This is a genomic window from Bacillus siamensis (assembly GCF_051628075.1).
Classification (GTDB): domain Bacteria; phylum Bacillota; class Bacilli; order Bacillales; family Bacillaceae; genus Bacillus; species Bacillus siamensis.
On sequence record NZ_CP155579.1, the window covers coordinates 3,831,668 to 3,848,694 of the forward strand.

Genomic DNA, 17,027 nt, shown 5'->3' on the forward strand with positions numbered 1-17,027 from the left:
AAGTGGTGAGCCATGAAGGACTCGAACCTTCGACCCTCTGATTAAAAGTCAGATGCTCTACCAACTGAGCTAATGGCTCTTGATGTGTCGGATTATGTATCATAGAGCATTCAGACAAAAGCTTTCTTGCAGTACTCTATTGAAGCTGTTCCGTAACAACGAGATTTATAATATCATAGAACATTCGAAAGTGGCAACTACTTTTTTGAAAAAAATCTATTATTTTTTTCCTACATAAGAAAACAAGCCTCCGGTCACGGAGGCTTGTCTGCTGTAAATCCTTAGTTCGCACGGTATACACTGCGGATGACGTTCGTTTGTGAACGGTCAGGACCGACAGAGAAAATAGAAAGCGGAATACCTGTCAGCTGAGACACGCGTTCCAGATAATGGCGCGCGTTTTCAGGAAGGTCGCTTAACGTTTTTGCGCCTGTAATATCTTCCGTCCAGCCAGGCATTTCTTCATATACCGGTTCACACTCAGCGAGGGCTTTCAGGCTTGCCGGGAATTCTTCAATCACTTCACCTTTGTAGCGGTAAGCGACACAGATCTTCAGCGTTTCAATGCCAGTCAGCACATCAATTGAGTTCAAAGAAAGATCTGTGATTCCGCTGACGCGGCGGGCGTGGCGGACAACAACGCTGTCAAACCAGCCGACACGGCGAGGGCGTCCTGTCGTTGTGCCGTATTCGCGTCCGACTTCACGGATTTGATCTCCGATTTCGTCTTTCAGCTCAGTCGGGAAAGGACCGTCACCGACACGGGTTGTGTACGCTTTCGATACACCGACGACGTGCTGGATTTTTGTCGGGCCAACGCCTGAACCGATCGTCACCCCTCCGGCGACCGGGTTGGATGAAGTGACAAATGGGTATGTCCCTTGGTCGATATCAAGCATAACCCCTTGAGCGCCTTCAAATAAGACGCGGCGGCCTTCATCCAGCGCGTCATTTAAGACGACGGATGTATCGCATACATACTTTTTAATCTGCTGGCCGTATTCATAATACTCATCCAGAATATCTTCAATTTTGAAGCCGTCCGTTTCATACATTTTTTCAAGAAGACGGTTTTTCTCTTCAAGGTTCCGCTCAAGCTTTTCTGCAAACACGTCGCGATCTAGCAGGTCTGCGATCCGAATGCCGATACGCGCCGCTTTGTCCATATAAGCAGGTCCGATGCCTTTTTTCGTTGTGCCGATCTTATTGGCCCCTTTGCGTTCTTCCTCTACTTCATCCAGTTTCAGATGATACGGAAGAATCACGTGGGCTCTGTTGCTGATTCTCAAGTTATCCGTGCTCACATTGCGTTCATGAAGATACGCAAGCTCCGTTACGAGCGCTTTCGGATCAACAACCATTCCGTTCCCGATGACACACGCTTTTTCTTTATAAAAAATTCCTGATGGGATTAAATGAAGCTTGTACGTGACGCCATCAAACTTGATGGTATGTCCTGCATTGTTTCCGCCTTGATAACGTGCGATCACTTCTGCATTTTCTGATAGGAAATCTGTAATTTTACCTTTTCCTTCATCGCCCCACTGCGTACCTACTACGACTACTGAAGACATATATCCGTGCACCTCCGTTAACCTTTCAAAACGATATCTCATTCAAACAAATTAAGTGTATCAGTGCCGAAACAGAAAGTCAATCGTAAATCCGAACATTAAAATCTTATCATTCTATATTTGTTCGCCTTAACTCTGTTTAAAAGCGTTTTCTCTTTCGTTTGTTATCTATTACTCCTGAAACTTTCATACTTTAACACGAAAAAGAACCCGTAGCCCGGGTTCTCCAGACAGTCATTTATATGCCGTTTGTATTCATCAAAACGATCCGCCAGCCGTCAGGATCTTCGATGGTCACGCCTTTTTCTTCCCAGTACGGGTTTTCGGGTTCTTTTTCTTCATATCCCATCTGCTTTAACCTCGTGCTGATGCGAATGACCTCCTGAGAATCCGGGATGTAAAAGACAAGCAGGCTGTCGCCGTGCGGAACGGGCGCCGGATGAGACGCGCCCGTTTCTTCGGTAAATTCTAAATGATATTGCGTATGGGGCAGGCCGAACATGACGCCGCTGTAGCCTCTATGTCCGGAAAAGCTGCCGACCCTCTTCAGTCCGAGGCCCTCTTCATAAAACCTGATGATTTCTTTAAGCTGTCCGGTCGGCCGGGCAATCCGGATTTGCGCCGCTTGGAATTGCGGAAATGCAATTGTCATCATCATTCCTCCCTTGATGCCATTATATAAAAGCGCTTTCTTTTTATCGACTGCCGAACGGACGGCATCCTCTCATTCTTTCGGATGAAAAAAAGCCTCAAGACATTGCTTGAGGCTTTACGCACCTGCCGGAACACCGCCGTCATCAAAGCGTCTTTCCAGGTTTACGAACTTATTGTATTCCTTCACAAAAGCCAGTGAGACGGTGCCCACCGGGCCGTTACGCTGTTTGGCGATAATGATTTCGATGATGTTTTTGTTTTCGGATTCTTTATCATAGTAATCATCACGATACAGGAAGGCGACGATGTCGGCATCCTGCTCAATACTTCCTGACTCACGGATATCTGACATCATCGGACGTTTATCCTGCCGCTGCTCAACACCCCGGGAGAGCTGAGACAGGGCGATGACCGGAACTTCAAGCTCCCGTGCCAGCGATTTTAGCGCCCGTGAAATTTCCGATACCTCTTGCTGGCGGTTGTCGCTTGAACGGCCGCTTCCCTGAATGAGCTGCAAGTAGTCAATTAAAATCATGCCCAATCCGTTTTCCTGCTTCAGCCGGCGGCATTTTGAACGGATTTCGCTGACGCGGATGCCTGGGGTGTCATCTATAAAGATACCGCTGTTTGACAGGCTTCCCATCGCCATCGTCAGCTTGCCCCAATCTTCTTCCGTCAGATTTCCCGTTCTGAGATTTTGGGCGTTAATATTCCCTTCGGCGCAGAGCATACGCATGACAAGCTGCTCGGCTCCCATCTCAAGACTGAATATCGCGACGCTCTCATCCGTTTTGGTGGCCACGTTTTGCGCAATATTTAAGGCGAACGCCGTTTTCCCCACGGACGGACGGGCTGCGACAATGATCAGATCATTTCGCTGAAAACCCGCCGTCATCCGGTCAAGCTCAATAAAGCCGGTCGGAATCCCGGTAATATCGCCTTTCCGGTTGTGAAGCTGCTCAATATTGTCATATGTTTGCACAAGCACATCTTTAATATTTTGGAAGGCGCCCGAGTTTTTTCGCTGCGCAACCTCCATAATCGTTTTTTCCGCATCGCTTAATAAATCTTCAACTTCATCCTCGCGCGTATACCCGTCCTGGGCGATCGAGGTCGCCGTTCTGATTAAACGGCGGAGAATTGATTTTTCCTCAACGATTTTCGCGTAATATTCTATATTAGCCGCTGTCGGAACGGAATTCGCGATATCCGTCAGGTAAGAAACGCCTCCCACCTCTTCTAACAAATCGGTATTCGCAAGCTCTGACGTTACCGTGATCAAATCAACCGGTTCGCCGCGGTCTCCGAGCACGAGCATGGCATTGTAAATTTTTTGATGTGACATTCTGTAGAAATCATCCGGAATCAACACTTCAGAAGCCAGTGTCAACGCAGACGGCTGTAAAAAAACAGCACCTAACACGGCCTGCTCAGCTTCTATGTTTTGCGGCGGCAGCCGATCATTCAGAAGGTCTGTCATGCTAAGCACCGTCCTCTCCTTAAAAAATATCCAAACTCCATTTTACCATTTCTCATGAAAAAGAATAGAAAAATATCACTTTCCCTGTATTTGTCAAGAGAGGGTTATGGGTTTTGCCGTTCCGAATGCCGGGAAACAAATAAACAAATCAAACCAGGAGGGAAGAAGGATGAAGACATATGCAGTAACACCAAGTATTGATGCAGACGGATGGTTTGTGAAGGCAGAAAATGTGGCGCCGACGGCTCTTTGTACATCAAAGGACGCGGCGATTGAAAAAGCGGAGCAGATGGCGAAAGAGAACAGCCCGGCTAAGCTTGTCATTTATGATCAGCATAAAAACATTGAAGAGGAACGTTCCTTTTAAGAAAAGCCTTCGCCCGCGCGAGGGCTTTTCTTATTCGATGAAGCGGATATGCAGCACCGTCTGCGCCATGAGATCAGCCGTTTTTTGATACAGATCCCATTCTTCACAGGCGGCGAATACTTTCATCATTTCCTGCAATGTCTGTTTCAGCATGATAAATTCATCAATTGTCCGCAGTTCTGCGGCTTTTTTCTGATAATCAGCCAGCTTCAGCTGTAATAACATCAATGGCGATTGCATAAAAAACCTCCCCCATTCTGTTATAAAGCCAGGCTTATCAAACCTCCATTTCTTTGTCATATCCTCTTACGATAGAATTTTGATTTTAGTACAATAAAGAAACGGAAGGAGTGATCACATGAAACCGCTGCAAATTTCCGCTGAAACGGCGCAAAAGCTTGCAGAATCATTGAATATGCCGCTTGAAAGAATCATGCACATGCCTCAGCACATTCTGCTTGCCAAATTAGCTGAAGTCCAAAAAGAGAACGATCAAAAATAAAGGCTGTTCCCTCATATATATGTGCGGGAGGCGGAAGCAATGGCTTTCCGCCTCTTTTTCTTATAGGTAAATAAGGAATAACGGCCGGACGAGGCGAGATCAAAACATAAGACCGGAAAAAAGGCTGGATATTCAAAACCCAGCCTTTTCACTTTGCTCTTAATCACTCATTTAAAAAAATGATTGATAAATACTGTCTATTTTTGAAATCATGTTCTCCTGACGCAGATGCTGGCCGGCATAGGTCCTTGCTGCTTTTCCGAACTGTTCTCTGAGAGCTTGATCCGTAATCAGTCTTAAGAGGGCATCGGCAAGCTCCCGGATGCTGCCGGGCTGACAGATAAGGCCTGTTTTCTCATGCCGGATCATCTCAGGGATCCCCCCGCAGTCAGTTGCGACAATGGCCTGCCCTGAGAACATCGCCTCGATGATCGCTATGGGAAAATTATCATTCAATGTAGGCAGAACAAAAATAGACGATTCAGCCAAAAGTGCCGGCACATCACACCGTTTTCCGAAGAAAAACACATTTGAAAGACCCAGTTTCCGCCTCTTCTCTTCAAGAAAACCCCGCATTTTCCCGTCTCCGATGATCCATATCTCGGCTCCGGATAAGTGCTGCCGGATTTGTGCGAGGGCGTCCAGCAGCACGTCATGTCCTTTTCGCTCTGTCAGACGGGAAACACACGCAATCACGAGCTTCTCAGCACGTTTTGGCTCGGGGGCATCCCGGATGTCAATGCCGGTATAAACAGTCGTCAGCTGTGTGTCCCTGGCACCGTACTCCAGAAGAGGCGCGTGAAAGGAGTCGCTGATGGTAATGATTTTATCCGAAGCCCGAATGCCCTGTCTTTCTATTTCAGAGAAGTATGCCTCTTCAATTGAGCCCTTTTGGATTTTATGAAACTTCATCCGGCTTTTCGTAAAATGTCCATGCGGCGTGAAGAAAAGAGGACGCCGATACGTTTGATTAAGGTGTCCCAGCAAAAATACCGCAAACAAATCCTGCGCATGAAACAGGTCGTATTGCTCTAAATCCTTTTCCATCAAAAATCGTTGAAAGACATGTAAATAGCTGAGATTTTTGATGAGTTTTTCGTTTGCGGCGCCGTATCTGCCAAGAAGAAACACTCTGACTTCATCAGCGGCACGCGGAATATCTTCATGAAAAAAGGATGGCGGCATTTGAAGGGGCGAGATGACATCCGCCTGATGACCGGCGCGCTCAAAACCTGTCTTAACTGACGTGATATAGCTCGCCAATCCTCCGACATTCGGGTACTTGAGAAAAGTTGCGTACAAAATACGCAACGGCCTTTTTCTTTTGGGGGAGCTTTTTCTTTTCGCACAAAATGAATACAGCTCTTGTTCATCTTGATGGCCGATGCCATAAAATTGATCCATGACGCGCAATAAGGCAGGAGGCACCAGACTGCACGGCCTCCCGATCTCCTCTCTCAAACCCGCTCCCCCTCTCTCAAACCTATAAACCTAATTCCCGTCCCCATTGTGACACTTTGTCTGCATGATAGGGCAGCAGCTCTCCTCCCCGATTGTCGAATATTCTCCGCAATTGGGTATGAAGCCCTTTCTCAAGGGTTCTCTGCACATAAGCCATTTTATAAAGCGTCATAGGGGGCGTCTCAAAATGAATGCCCCGCTTTTTCATTTCTTTCGCATACACTTTTACGCAATACGTCCGAATGTCTTCTGCGTGGCGGCTCCAATCTTTTCTGAAGCCGAGCAGAATCTCAACCAGAACCGTCATATCGAACCATACCGGCGCATATTTTGCTGATTCCCAATCGATGAATTGAATGTCCCACGGTTCATGGCCGGACGCATCATGCGTACAGATATTCTGCATATGAAGGTCGCCATGTGTAATGGCCGAGCCGTTTTGTATCAATTCAGGGAAAAAATCCGGTCCTTTTTGCTCCAGCAAGTGAGAGATCTGCCGATAATGAGGCTTAACGATATCTTTTGTACGTTCATCTTTAAGGGCCCTATCCAATAATTCCGCTGTCTTTTTGATCTGCTTTTTACGCCCCTTCCTCATCGTTTCCGATTCATATACCGGGAGCCATGACCGCCATTTCCCATCAGAAATTTTCTTGTTTTCAAAGGTGCGGCTGTGCAGTTCTGCGACAGACGGAATAATATACTTGAAATGCTTAGGATGAAATGTAAGCTGACCCCTGATCTGGCTGACAAACTCCATAAATATCCATGTTTCATGATGACTTTCTTCTATAAGATAGATTTCCGGCAGCAAATCCCCTAAGACAGAACGGGCTTTACTGTATATATTAATCTCGACCGCGTTTTTTTCACGTGAAGATTTATACACCTTCAAAATCAGCGGTACGATCCCGGATTTCTTTTTCACAAGCAGTTTATAAATGGCGCTTCTGTCCGTTGATTTCAGACATGTGATGCCGTCCGGATTCACAGCCGCCTTTTCGCCAAGTGAATACGATAGTTTTTCGTCAATTCTCAGTTTCTGAAACGCAGCATACAAATGATCCTTTTCAACCATGCCGATCTTCCTTCCGCTTCCGTTTCCAGCTGTTTTTGAGATGGGACCAAGTGTTTCTGATAAACGGCATCGGGTCATTCCAAGTAAACAGGGCATATTCTTTTTTTCCTTTAAATCCTCTCCAAAAATGCCGGAACGTCATTTCTCCTCTTTTTCGTTTCTTCAAAAATGTTAAGAAGTAACGCACCTCATAAATCCAACTGATTCCTTCTTTTTGTTCGAGCTGAGGCTTTACATGTTGTCCGGTCAAATACAGATAGTACATGTAAACGAAATGAACGCCTGCAGGTTCCGTCAGGCTATGGCTGAGCCAAAAGCGCGGATTTATTTCTATAAACTTGTAAACATTGTCCCGCGGATCCTTTTTAAATTCCGCCATGCCTACTCCTTTCAACTGAATCGCTTCAAAAAACGGCAGGGTCTTCTCAATTAATTCAGGAACCCGTTTGCTCACGACATGAGCCCCAGCGCCAAAATCAGCGGGAAATTGATGGTTTTTTTGCAGAGAAAACAAGCCTATTAACTTCATTTGGTCATCATAAAAAGTCGCCACTTTGTAAAAACATTGATTGTCTCCGGGAATGATCTCCTGCACGAGCAGTTCTCCATTTTCTCTGTAGGAGCTGAACTCCCTGCGCAATTGTGCGGCATCCTTCATCACTATTGCTTTTTTGTTTACTTTTTTTCTGTATTCATGGCCGGCCACCGGTTTTAAAATACACGGGAAGTCAATATTGGCGATGGCCTCTTCCAGTTCATCCTGATTGTTCGGAAAAAAGGTTTTCGGGCAGGGAATGTTGTGCTTCATCGCTAATTCATATGCTTTGCTTTTATCTAAAACCGTCTCTAACAGAGAGCGGCTCGGGAGCAAAAATAAAAAAAAACCGGCTAATGTGTCGCGGAATTTGGATATGAATCCCGCATAATCATCAGATCCTGCGTACAGAACCGGTTTTACTTGAAATCGCTTCCCGAAATCAGTCAGAAATGTCAGCAGTTCTTTCTCTTGTGTTAAAGGGCTGGGACAGACCCCGCAATCTGCCAATCTTGATTTTCCGATACGATAAGGTTCCTCCGTGTCAAACGCGTAAACATCTATTCCTCTTCGGGCCAGGCTTCGAATCATCCCGATCCCGTTTGCACTGAAATCAAGTACAACGGCCGCATGTTCGTGTTTCATCATTTCCCTCCGAGCTTGATGGTATTTTGATAAATGGATTCAATATTTCTTATCATCGTCTCGCTGCTTAAATGCTTCTCTGCGTAGGCCTTTGCATTTAAAGCAGCTTTTTTCCGCGCAGATTTGTTAGTGATAAAAAACGTTAAAGCCCGGGCAAGCGCCTCTGCATTTCCCGGCTCGACAATAAGCCCTGTTTTGTTATGGCGGATCAGATCCGGTATACCCCCGCAATCGGTCGCGATGATAGCCGAGCCGCTGAACATCGCTTCAATAATCGAAATGGGCAGACTATCATTAATGGTCGGCAGTACGAATATGTCCGTCATATTCAAAATAGCGGGAACATCGTCTCTTTTTCCTAAAAAGGAGACCATTGATAGTTTCAGTTTTCGAGCCTGCTCCTCCAGGGCGCTCCTTGTCTCTCCGTCTCCTGCGATCAGCACTACTACATCATCAAGTACATCAGACGGAATTCGCGAGAGTGCCTCCAGCAAATACTTATGTCCCTTTCTCGGGCCTAATCTTGCAATACAGGAGATGATAATCTTATTTTTCGGTAACTGGATTTTCTTTTTCCAGCCTGTTTTTGTATCGTAGTCAATTCCCGTGACCACCGTTGTCATGTCTTTCTGTTCTGCTCCGAGCTTCATGAGCGGCCTGCGGAACGTATCGCTGATAATAATCAGGCGGTCTGCGTATTCAATGGCTTTCATCTCTAATGTTTTATAATAAATCTCTTCTACCGAGCCTTTTTTAAATATGTGAAATTTAAGTCTGTTGAAAGTAAACATGCCATGCGGTGTGAAAAATAAAGGTTTTTTATAGATTTGATTGAACCTGCCTAACATATTGGCTGTAAATAAATCTTGAGCGTGGAACACATCATATCTTTCCAAAGGAATCTTTTGAAGCATTTGCTCGTATACAAACATCAGCCGATTATTTCTCAAAATATGATCGTTATAATCCCCGTATCTGTCTTTAAAGAAATCTTTTAACTTCGGAACAACAGCCTCCCGCAATGCCTCTACCTGTGCGGAAGGAAACAGATTAGGAGATATGACATCCACCTTATGACCTCTTTTTCTCAGTCCTTCACTAAGCGTTTTAATATAGTTTGATAAACCGCCCGTGTGCGGGTAGTCCCAAAACGTGGCAATCAAAATGGATAACTTCTTCTTTTTCCTGTATACCGGCGGAATTTGATCTGCATGTTTCATCTGTGCCTTTATGACTTTCTTTTTTTGCGGGCGCGTTTTGACCCCGTAGTAGCGGTCAAGCGTCTGGACCATATACGGATAGGGGACGGAAAATGTCTTGTTCATTTCCAGATCCTCCGCACCACTTCAAATGCTTCGGCGTATTCCACACCCGCTGTCATCCCTCTGACTCTTCCTAAATGTTTAACGCCTTCATATGAACGGGGATGAGGGTAATCCCTCATTTCTACGTCGTAGTGGTGAAGCGCCGCGAGTTTGGCGTCCATCGTGTCTGTGATATTGACGAAGTAATTGGGCTTGAAGAGTTTATCAGCCGTATTCCTCTCCCACTCGCTTGAAGACAGCGTTTCAAACGTAAGCAGTTCAATCGGCTTTTGATCCGGAAGAGGTCTGGCGGCTGTTAAAACTGCTTGGAATGTTTTCTGATGGTCCATATTGATATCGCCGTAATGATGAGTAAAGATTTTATCAGGCTGATAGACGCGAATGAGCTGTTCTAATTCTTTGACAAGCTTATGAAGAGGGATACATTCCAATTCTAAATTCGTATGCTCCAAAAAGATGACGTTCTCAATTCCAAGCTCCTGATTCGCACGTTCGCCTAATTGTTTAATATGATGAGCTTCTTCTTTTCTTCCTAATGCCGTAATAACGGAAATTACTTTATATCCTTCATTGATCAGCCGTTTTATGGTGCCCGCTGATCCCAATAGTTCATCATCAGGATGAGCGCCGATAACCATAATGTATTCTTCCATTTTTTCCACACTCCACCAAACAATTGTTACAAGTATCATATGACGACCCCAAAAAAAGGAAACTTACATGTGCGGATTTTCAGAAACTTACATGTGCAGCTGCCATTCCAGGTAAAGTGACGGATTTAATTTTTTTATGGTGTCCAAAAACTCAGCCGCCAGGCCGTATTGGTTCAATCCTTTTAATAGTTTTACAGGAAAGCGGGCAATAGCGGAAAAGGCTCTTTTATGATCGACGACTTTAAGATTACCGTGTTCGTTGATCAGAATGTGCCTGATTTCGGCATCCCATCTGGTAAAACCGATTTTCTTTAAATCATCCAGCATATTTAAAATATCAGCCGCCAGTTTTTCGGAAATGGATTTTTCTGTTTTAACATGGCGGGCAAAGGAGGTGCCTTGAACATATTCCATCACAATATAACGATCTCCGTATTCATACAGTCTTGGAATCACCGGGGAACCTTGTCCGATTTGCAAAGCTGCCAATTCCTTCCCGCATGTCTCTATTTCAAAGAAATACTTTAAGCATTTGTTGTGTGTTAAGCGATAGCTTCCCCGTCTTTTCCGTTCCCGATCAGCGAATCGTGTTCCAGCATCTTTTTATTTTCCGGATCATTAAAATAAATTTCAGAAAAAAATCGCATAATACCGACACATCCTTCGTTATGTTGTAATATCATATGCAATCTGATAAGCATCGGACATGAAACATTGCCGCGTCTTATGTTGACATAAAAAAAACCCGCCGGATCGGCGGGTTTTTCTATTATTATATATTACGCTTCTTCTTTTACGTGAACCTTCAGCACAGCCTGAACTTCAGGATGCAGCTTTACAGGAACGTTTGTATATCCCAGTGTGCGGATACCGTCTTGGAGTTCCAGTTTCCGCTTATCCACTTTAATCTTGTGCGACTTTTGCAGCGCTTCTGCAATCTGCTTGCTTGTGACAGATCCGAACAGGCGGCCGCCTTCACCGGATTTGGCACTCAGCTCAACAGTCAGCTGTTCAAGCGTTTCTTTTAAATCTTTCGCTCTTTCAAGCTCTGCAATCGCTTCTTTTTTCTCTTTTTCTTTCTGTCCGTTCAATGCGCTGATGTTTGTCGCATTTGCTTCGACAGCGAGGCCTTTTTTAATGAGAAAGTTATGTGCATAACCGTCTGCTACGTTTTTCATTTCGCCTTTTTTCCCTTTACCTTTTACATCTTGTAAGAAAATAACCTTCATCTCTGAACGCCTCCCTCAAAATATTCATCAATGGCTTCCTTCAGCCGGACAAGCGCTTCTGAAACAGAAATGCCTGATAACTGGGTTGCCGCATTGGTTAAATGCCCTCCGCCGTCCAGCGCCTCCATAATAATCTGCACATTGACCTCGCCAAGCGATCTCGCGCTGATGCACACCGTATGCTCATCCCGTCTGGCTACGGCAAATGAAGCTTCCACTTCACTCATCGACAAGAGGGAATCAGCAGCCTGCGCAATCAGCACCTGGTCAAAGTACTCCTCTTCATTTTCAGGAAGAGAAGCAATCGCGATATTTTCTTTATAAAGAGCTGTATGCTGGATCAGCTTCGCCCGCTTAATATAAGAACCGACTGATTCTTTGAGGACTTTCTGCACCAGAACCGTGTCTGCGCCTTTCGCTCTCAAATAAGAAGCGGCGTCGAACGTCCGCGAGCCCGTGCGAAGGGAAAAGCTCTTCGTATCCACTATTATACCAGCTAACAGGGCTGTCGCTTCAATCATATTGATTTTGAGCCGCTTCGGCTGGTACTCAAGCAGCTCCGTCACGAGTTCTGCGGTGGATGAAGCGTATGGCTCCATATAAACGAGCAGAGGGTCTTTAATAAATTCCTCGCCTCTTCGGTGATGGTCAATCACAACGATGTGCTCGATTTTGTTCACGAGACGCTCTTCCATCACAAAGGACGGTTTATGTGTATCCACGACGACAAGCAGCGTGTCATCATTTGAAATTTCCATCGCCTCTTCCGGCGTGATAAACCGCGACCACAGCTCTTCATATTTTTTAATTTCTTCAATCAGGCGCTGAACACTTGATCCGATCTGATTCGGATCAATGACGATGTAGCCTTCCTTGCCATTGGCCTGCGCCACCTTTAATATTCCGATTGCGGCTCCGACTGCGTCCATATCAGGAAATTTGTGACCCATAATAATGACATTGCTGCTTTCTGAGACAATTTCCTTGAGTGCGTGGGAAATCACCCGGGCGCGCACCCTTGTGCGCTTCTCCATCGGATTCGTTTTGCCGCCGTAAAATTTCACCTTGCCGTTCGGCATTTTAATCGCCACTTGGTCGCCTCCGCGGCCGAGAGCCAAATCGAGGCTGGACTGCGCCAGATCTCCAAGCTCCTTCAAGGAAGAAACCGATGCGCCGATCCCGATGCTGAGGGTCAAAGATACAGTGTGAACGGATGTTTTTTCACGGATTTCATCCAAAATCGAAAATTTCGCGTTTTCAAGCTCCGTTAATATGTGTTCATTTAACACCGCGATAAACCGTTCCGAGGACGTCCGCTTCAGGAAAATGCCGTACTCTTGCGCCCACGCATTTAATAATGAGGTGACCTGGCTGTTCATCGTGCTTCTCGTCTGGTCATCCAGCCCCTGTGTGACATCATCGTAGTTATCTAAAAAGACATATGCCAGCACGGTTCTCTCATTTTCGTACTGCTTTTCAATCTGAATCTGTTCCGTCACATCAAAGAAATAAAGCAGGCGCTCATCTCTTTTAATCACCACTTTAAACTTCCGCTCATTCAAGGTGATCGTTTCCGAATCGACCTCCTGCTTGATCAGCGGCACGACGGCCTCGCATGTGTCATACAGCGAGCGCCCGACGAGCGTGCTTTCATTAAAGCAGGAAGACAAAAACGGATTCGCCCACTCAATGTAATATTGATCATTAAACAGCATAATCCCGATAGGCATTTCCATTAATGCCTCTTCGCCTACTTTTTTCAATCTATAGGATAGCGTGGAGATATAGTTGTCAATTTCTCTTCTGATCAAAGAATCCGCACGCTTAATGAAAAACAAGATCACGGCGAGCAGCACAACACCGACGGCTCCTATCAGCCAGTTAAAGTAAATGCTGATGAGGATTACGATGATTGACAATGCAATCAATGCATAGATGGGATACCGAAACAACGGCTTTTCATAAAAACTAGGCATTTCTATCAACTCCCCACCTGTAAGTCACACTCAATTTCGCGTCACCTTATTTCTTATGTTAAAGCCTATGTCAATGATGCCTAAGAGGAGATACACGGACATGATGAGCGGAAAAATCACACCCAGCACAATCGCTAATACAGGAACGGCTTTTGGCATCTCCATCTCATGGCAATAGAAAAAAATAAACGCTAATCCTTGAATACAAATCAGCAAGCTGAGAATATGTCCCCCATTCAATGAAACCGAATACATCATATGCCCTTTTTCTAAATGCAGAAACCCTAATATCGTCACAACAAAGTACAAAATAACAACGACTTGCGGAAGTCTGAGCTCTCTAAAAGGCTTCATCTTCGGAAGATCAGGGAAAAACCGCCTTAAAAACGGCCTTGCCATAGCATAACTGAGGAAAGCAGAAACAATGCTGGTCAATATAAGCGCAGTCGGAAAAAGATATTGAAGCGTGCTCAGCTGACTTTCCATCAGCTTGGTCTGCTTCCCGAACTGATCTCCGTAACCCAGCTGTTTTGACATGGTTTCTGCTAAAGACAGCGACTCTCGAAGCTGGGACATAGTGTTATCAACCACGTTCATATTAAGAAACACGATGCTGAACACAAAAATAACGACACCGCACAGCATACACGCAATAGCGCCGGCCGCAACCGCATAACCGGGCTGTTTCTTTTTAAAGTAATATCCCATAGCGACCCCCGTACAGGCCGCCGTAAACGCGCCTGTAAGCCCGGCAAACGAACTCACAATAAAACTGACCGGGAGGCTGGCAAGGCCCATCCATATCCCCGGCTTCAGACCGTGCCGAATGGTGTAAAGAATGATCGGCAACGGCAAAGCAAAGAGAAGAATCGCCCCCAGTAAAGGGAGATACACGACCAAAAGGGAAATGATTGCAAAAATACTGATCAAAATGGCGCCTTCTATTAGAGCCCTTGTATTCTTCACTTACTCACCTCAAACCTTGTATCATTCAGAACATACGAATAGAAAAGAGCAGCTTAGACGACTGCTCTTTTGACGCCGCAATGTCTCTTCCAAGACCTGAATTTTCCATAAACTCTCCAAAATACACGTATTTATTCTAACATAAGTCAAAATCGTAAGTAAAATGAACGCAGAGGGCTCCAATGTTCCATGTGAAACATGAAAACAGACAAACGGACATCCTAGTGAAAGAATGCCCGTTGTATCAATGATCCTGATCGTCCATGAAACCAGAAGTATCTCTGTTTTTCTTTTTGGTTTTCCGTACAAATAACAAGACGATAACGATAAGTAAGAGAGTGGTTGCCTGTAAAACACCGCTGCTGAAAAGGAAGAAGTTCTTTATCATGTCCCACATATAGTTTCACCTCTGTTTCGTATTTCCTTTACATTGAGTTTCCCTTTCTGGAAACTTCAAAACATCAGGAACAACATCAGGACCGGGGCATATGCTGATAGTGAAAATGAAGGATAAAGGAGATTCTCACACCATGACTGAGCGGAGAACATTAGCATGGCATGAAACGTTAGAACTGCACGAGTTAGTGGCTTTCCAGGCAAACGGGCTTGTGAAATTAAAAAGAACGGAACGCGAAGTAAGCGATGCCAGATTAAAACAGCTTTACAGATTTTCCATCCACTCGCTGGAACAAAATCTGCGTGAACTGCTTCCCTTCTTCCCTGAAGCCCCCGGCTTTCGTGAAGATGAGACAGAAGAGCGAGCTGATTCCTCCTTTTACAGCGGCGGGCTGCTGAGCATGGCCAAAACATCTGTCCGTAATTACGCCGGAGCCATTACAGAAACGGCCACACCTCAATTAAGAATTGTCTTCGTCAAGCACTTAAACGCGGCCATCAAGTGGCACCAAATGGTCTTTGAGTATATGGAAGAACGCGGTCAATATCCGGCTTATAACTTGAGCGAATTGCTGAAAAACGACGTCCGCAACGCCAGAAAAGCCATTGCGATGAAATAAAAAAAAGCAGCAAGGAATCTCATCCTTTGCTGCTTCTTATTTTTGAGCGGACTGATCTCGAGCCGACGTTTTTTCCCGGTATGTTTCGAGAAATTCCCGGTTGGCGTCTCCCCATTTCTTCATTTGCAGCACGATCGGTTCAAGCGATCTGCCGAATTCTGTGAGTGAATACTCAACCTTTGGGGGCACCTGCTGATACACTTCACGATGCACGATGCCATCCGCCTCCAGCTCCCGAAGCTGAAGCGTGAGCATACGCTGCGTAATACTGGGACAGATGCGCCGAAACTCATTAAACCGCTTTTTTCCGCTGATCATATGATAAAACAAAATACCCTTCCACTTTCCGCCGATAACGGAAAGTGTCAGCTCAACCGGGCAACCTTCTTTATTCGGATATATGTTCATAATTCATCCTCCATAGTACCTTTTTTGATACTACATGCTGATTAGCATCTGACTTACCCAGTATTTTACTCGCAATCTGCTCCCACTCTCAACAAAAATGCTTCTTTTTCACATCAATTTTTAAGGTTTTGAAGATTACACCCTCCGCAAGACGTGTTAAACTATAAAAAGATTGTTTACACTACAAAAAAGGACAAGGAGTTATTATGGAAAAAATTCTTATTTTCGGACATCAAAACCCAGACACAGATACCATTTGCTCTGCCATTGCCTACGCTGATCTAAAAAATAAACTCGGCTTCAATGCTGAGCCTGTCCGCCTAGGACAAGTCAACGGCGAAACACAATACGCGCTTGATTATTTCAAGCAGGAGAGCCCGCGTCTCGTGGAAACAGCCGCAAACGAAGTAAACGGCGTCATCCTTGTTGACCACAATGAACGCCAGCAAAGCATCAAGGATATTGAAGACGTTCAGGTTCTTGAAGTCATTGACCATCACCGTATCGCCAACTTCGAAACGGCGGAACCTCTTTACTATCGTGCAGAGCCGGTCGGCTGTACGGCTACGATCTTAAATAAAATGTACAAAGAAAATAACGTGAAAATCGAGAAAGAAATTGCCGGTCTTATGCTGTCAGCGATTATTTCCGACTCACTTTTATTTAAATCTCCGACTTGCACAGAGCAGGATATCGCAGCGGCAAAAGAGCTTGCTGAAATTGCCGGCGTAGATGCGGAAGAGTACGGCTTAAACATGCTGAAAGCAGGCGCAGACTTAAGCAAAAAAACGGTGGAAGAGCTGATTTCCCTTGATGCGAAAGAGTTCACGCTCGGCAGCAAAAAAGTCGAAATCGCCCAAGTCAACACAGTTGATATTGAAGATGTCAAAAAGCGGCAGCCGGATTTAGAAGCGGCCCTTTCAAAAGTCATTGCTGAGAAAAACCTTGATCTGTTCCTTCTCGTGATTACGGACATTTTGGAAAACGATTCCCTTGCGCTTGCCATCGGCGATCAGGCGTCAAAAGTGGAAAAAGCATTCAATGTCACTTTAGAAAACAACACGGCTCTTTTAAAAGGCGTCGTATCCAGAAAGAAACAAGTCGTTCCTGTTTTAACAGACGCGATTGCAGAATAACCAAAACGCCCCGGGAACTCGC

The 17,027-nt window shown here is 45.3% G+C and carries 18 protein-coding genes, 1 tRNA gene and 1 pseudogene; 4 read left to right on the plus strand and 16 right to left on the minus strand.

Annotated features, from left to right (window positions below):
- Nucleotides 1–3: 3 nt before the first annotated feature.
- The 4 genes from ABDB98_RS19000 to dnaB form a co-directional block, all read right to left on the minus strand.
- Nucleotides 4–79, minus strand: a tRNA-Lys gene (locus ABDB98_RS19000).
- A gap of 202 nt (nucleotides 80–281) precedes the next feature.
- Nucleotides 282–1,574 carry an adenylosuccinate synthase gene (locus ABDB98_RS19005; protein ID WP_016937370.1) on the minus strand — a complete coding sequence of 431 codons (1,293 nt, stop codon included), beginning with the start codon at nucleotides 1,572–1,574 and terminating at the stop codon, nucleotides 282–284.
- Nucleotides 1,575–1,812: 238 nt separating this feature from the next.
- Nucleotides 1,813–2,226 (minus strand): VOC family protein, encoded by a 414-nt coding sequence (locus ABDB98_RS19010; RefSeq protein WP_060963837.1) that lies wholly within the window; start codon nucleotides 2,224–2,226, stop codon nucleotides 1,813–1,815.
- 117 nt (nucleotides 2,227–2,343) lie between these two features.
- Nucleotides 2,344–3,708: a replicative DNA helicase gene (gene dnaB, locus ABDB98_RS19015; protein ID WP_016937368.1), complete on the minus strand. Its 1,365-nt coding sequence runs from the start codon at nucleotides 3,706–3,708 to the stop codon at nucleotides 2,344–2,346.
- Between the two features lie 169 nt (nucleotides 3,709–3,877).
- On the opposite strand from dnaB, the gene ABDB98_RS19020 reads away from it, so the two are divergent.
- Nucleotides 3,878–4,075, plus strand: coding sequence for a DUF2188 domain-containing protein (locus tag ABDB98_RS19020; protein ID WP_016937367.1), 198 nt, complete (start codon nucleotides 3,878–3,880; stop codon nucleotides 4,073–4,075).
- Nucleotides 4,076–4,105: 30 nt separating this feature from the next.
- Here the strand turns inward: ABDB98_RS19020 and ABDB98_RS19025 are convergent, their stop codons facing one another.
- The gene (locus tag ABDB98_RS19025) at nucleotides 4,106–4,315 is read right to left on the minus strand and encodes a hypothetical protein (protein WP_060963836.1); all 210 of its coding nucleotides are present in this window, start codon (nucleotides 4,313–4,315) and stop codon (nucleotides 4,106–4,108) included.
- A 118-nt stretch (nucleotides 4,316–4,433) separates the two neighbouring features.
- On the opposite strand from ABDB98_RS19025, the gene ABDB98_RS19030 reads away from it, so the two are divergent.
- Nucleotides 4,434–4,577, plus strand: a complete 144-nt coding sequence (locus ABDB98_RS19030; protein WP_016937365.1) for a YycC family protein — start codon at nucleotides 4,434–4,436, stop codon at nucleotides 4,575–4,577.
- Between the two features lie 171 nt (nucleotides 4,578–4,748).
- On the opposite strand, the gene ABDB98_RS19035 is transcribed toward ABDB98_RS19030, so the two are convergent.
- The 10 genes and pseudogenes from ABDB98_RS19035 to ABDB98_RS19080 all read right to left on the minus strand — a co-directional run bounded on the left by ABDB98_RS19035 (nucleotide 4,749) and on the right by ABDB98_RS19080 (nucleotide 14,842).
- Complete coding sequence (locus ABDB98_RS19035; protein WP_438421001.1) at nucleotides 4,749–6,038, minus strand: glycosyltransferase family 4 protein; 1,290 nt, start codon at nucleotides 6,036–6,038, stop codon at nucleotides 4,749–4,751.
- A 22-nt stretch (nucleotides 6,039–6,060) separates the two neighbouring features.
- Entirely contained in the window at nucleotides 6,061–7,116 is a 1,056-nt protein-coding gene (locus ABDB98_RS19040) for a phosphotransferase (RefSeq protein WP_438421002.1), read from the minus strand.
- Nucleotides 7,109–8,296: a carboxylate--amine ligase gene (locus ABDB98_RS19045; protein ID WP_438421003.1), complete on the minus strand. Its 1,188-nt coding sequence runs from the start codon at nucleotides 8,294–8,296 to the stop codon at nucleotides 7,109–7,111. Before ABDB98_RS19045 ends, ABDB98_RS19040 begins: the two co-directional genes overlap by 8 nt.
- Entirely contained in the window at nucleotides 8,296–9,621 is a 1,326-nt protein-coding gene (locus ABDB98_RS19050; RefSeq protein WP_438421004.1) for a glycosyltransferase family 4 protein, read from the minus strand. The genes ABDB98_RS19045 and ABDB98_RS19050 overlap by 1 nt, the downstream gene beginning before the upstream one ends.
- Nucleotides 9,618–10,274: a PIG-L deacetylase family protein gene (locus ABDB98_RS19055; protein WP_060963831.1), complete on the minus strand. Its 657-nt coding sequence runs from the start codon at nucleotides 10,272–10,274 to the stop codon at nucleotides 9,618–9,620. Before ABDB98_RS19055 ends, ABDB98_RS19050 begins: the two co-directional genes overlap by 4 nt.
- An 87-nt stretch (nucleotides 10,275–10,361) precedes the next feature.
- Nucleotides 10,362–11,010, minus strand: a pseudogene (locus tag ABDB98_RS19060) (kinase).
- Nucleotides 11,011–11,053: 43 nt separating this feature from the next.
- A complete protein-coding gene (gene rplI / locus ABDB98_RS19065) occupies nucleotides 11,054–11,503 on the minus strand; it encodes a 50S ribosomal protein L9 (protein ID WP_438421005.1) in 450 nt (149 codons plus the stop codon).
- Complete coding sequence (locus ABDB98_RS19070) at nucleotides 11,500–13,479, minus strand: DHH family phosphoesterase (protein WP_045925622.1); 1,980 nt, start codon at nucleotides 13,477–13,479, stop codon at nucleotides 11,500–11,502. The genes rplI and ABDB98_RS19070 overlap by 4 nt, the downstream gene beginning before the upstream one ends.
- Before the next feature lie 30 nt (nucleotides 13,480–13,509).
- Nucleotides 13,510–14,445 carry a YybS family protein gene (locus tag ABDB98_RS19075; RefSeq protein ID WP_438421006.1) on the minus strand — a complete coding sequence of 312 codons (936 nt, stop codon included), beginning with the start codon at nucleotides 14,443–14,445 and terminating at the stop codon, nucleotides 13,510–13,512.
- A gap of 244 nt (nucleotides 14,446–14,689) precedes the next feature.
- On the minus strand, nucleotides 14,690–14,842 hold the full coding sequence (locus tag ABDB98_RS19080) for a hypothetical protein (protein ID WP_016937356.1): 153 nt from the start codon (nucleotides 14,840–14,842) through the stop codon (nucleotides 14,690–14,692).
- A gap of 133 nt (nucleotides 14,843–14,975) precedes the next feature.
- Here ABDB98_RS19080 and ABDB98_RS19085 point away from each other — a divergent pair, with 133 nt between their 5' ends.
- The gene (locus ABDB98_RS19085) at nucleotides 14,976–15,461 is read left to right on the plus strand and encodes a spore coat protein (RefSeq protein WP_016937355.1); all 486 of its coding nucleotides are present in this window, start codon (nucleotides 14,976–14,978) and stop codon (nucleotides 15,459–15,461) included.
- Between the two features lie 36 nt (nucleotides 15,462–15,497).
- On the opposite strand, the gene ABDB98_RS19090 is transcribed toward ABDB98_RS19085, so the two are convergent.
- Nucleotides 15,498–15,869 (minus strand): winged helix-turn-helix transcriptional regulator, encoded by a 372-nt coding sequence (locus ABDB98_RS19090; protein ID WP_438421007.1) that lies wholly within the window; start codon nucleotides 15,867–15,869, stop codon nucleotides 15,498–15,500.
- A gap of 206 nt (nucleotides 15,870–16,075) precedes the next feature.
- On the opposite strand from ABDB98_RS19090, the gene ABDB98_RS19095 reads away from it, so the two are divergent.
- Nucleotides 16,076–17,005 (plus strand): manganese-dependent inorganic pyrophosphatase, encoded by a 930-nt coding sequence (locus ABDB98_RS19095; protein WP_438421008.1) that lies wholly within the window; start codon nucleotides 16,076–16,078, stop codon nucleotides 17,003–17,005.
- The last annotated feature ends 22 nt before the right edge of the window (nucleotides 17,006–17,027 follow it).

Coding starts and splice junctions, on each gene's coding strand:
- ABDB98_RS19090 (WP_438421007.1), bottom strand. CDS start 15,869: ATGAACATATATCCGAATAAAGAAGGTTGCCCGGTTGAGCTGACACTT.
- ABDB98_RS19010 (WP_060963837.1), bottom strand. CDS start 2,226: ATGACAATTGCATTTCCGCAATTCCAAGCGGCGCAAATCCGGATTGCC.
- ABDB98_RS19040 (WP_438421002.1), bottom strand. CDS start 7,116: ATGGTTGAAAAGGATCATTTGTATGCTGCGTTTCAGAAACTGAGAATT.
- dnaB (WP_016937368.1), bottom strand. CDS start 3,708: ATGACAGACCTTCTGAATGATCGGCTGCCGCCGCAAAACATAGAAGCT.
- ABDB98_RS19020 (WP_016937367.1), top strand. CDS start 3,878: ATGAAGACATATGCAGTAACACCAAGTATTGATGCAGACGGATGGTTT.
- ABDB98_RS19045 (WP_438421003.1), bottom strand. CDS start 8,296: ATGAAACACGAACATGCGGCCGTTGTACTTGATTTCAGTGCAAACGGG.
- ABDB98_RS19025 (WP_060963836.1), bottom strand. CDS start 4,315: ATGCAATCGCCATTGATGTTATTACAGCTGAAGCTGGCTGATTATCAG.
- ABDB98_RS19030 (WP_016937365.1), top strand. CDS start 4,434: ATGAAACCGCTGCAAATTTCCGCTGAAACGGCGCAAAAGCTTGCAGAA.
- ABDB98_RS19055 (WP_060963831.1), bottom strand. CDS start 10,274: ATGGAAGAATACATTATGGTTATCGGCGCTCATCCTGATGATGAACTA.
- rplI (WP_438421005.1), bottom strand. CDS start 11,503: ATGAAGGTTATTTTCTTACAAGATGTAAAAGGTAAAGGGAAAAAAGGC.
- ABDB98_RS19050 (WP_438421004.1), bottom strand. CDS start 9,621: ATGAACAAGACATTTTCCGTCCCCTATCCGTATATGGTCCAGACGCTT.
- ABDB98_RS19070 (WP_045925622.1), bottom strand. CDS start 13,479: ATGCCTAGTTTTTATGAAAAGCCGTTGTTTCGGTATCCCATCTATGCA.
- ABDB98_RS19005 (WP_016937370.1), bottom strand. CDS start 1,574: ATGTCTTCAGTAGTCGTAGTAGGTACGCAGTGGGGCGATGAAGGAAAA.
- ABDB98_RS19095 (WP_438421008.1), top strand. CDS start 16,076: ATGGAAAAAATTCTTATTTTCGGACATCAAAACCCAGACACAGATACC.
- ABDB98_RS19080 (WP_016937356.1), bottom strand. CDS start 14,842: ATGTGGGACATGATAAAGAACTTCTTCCTTTTCAGCAGCGGTGTTTTA.
- ABDB98_RS19085 (WP_016937355.1), top strand. CDS start 14,976: ATGACTGAGCGGAGAACATTAGCATGGCATGAAACGTTAGAACTGCAC.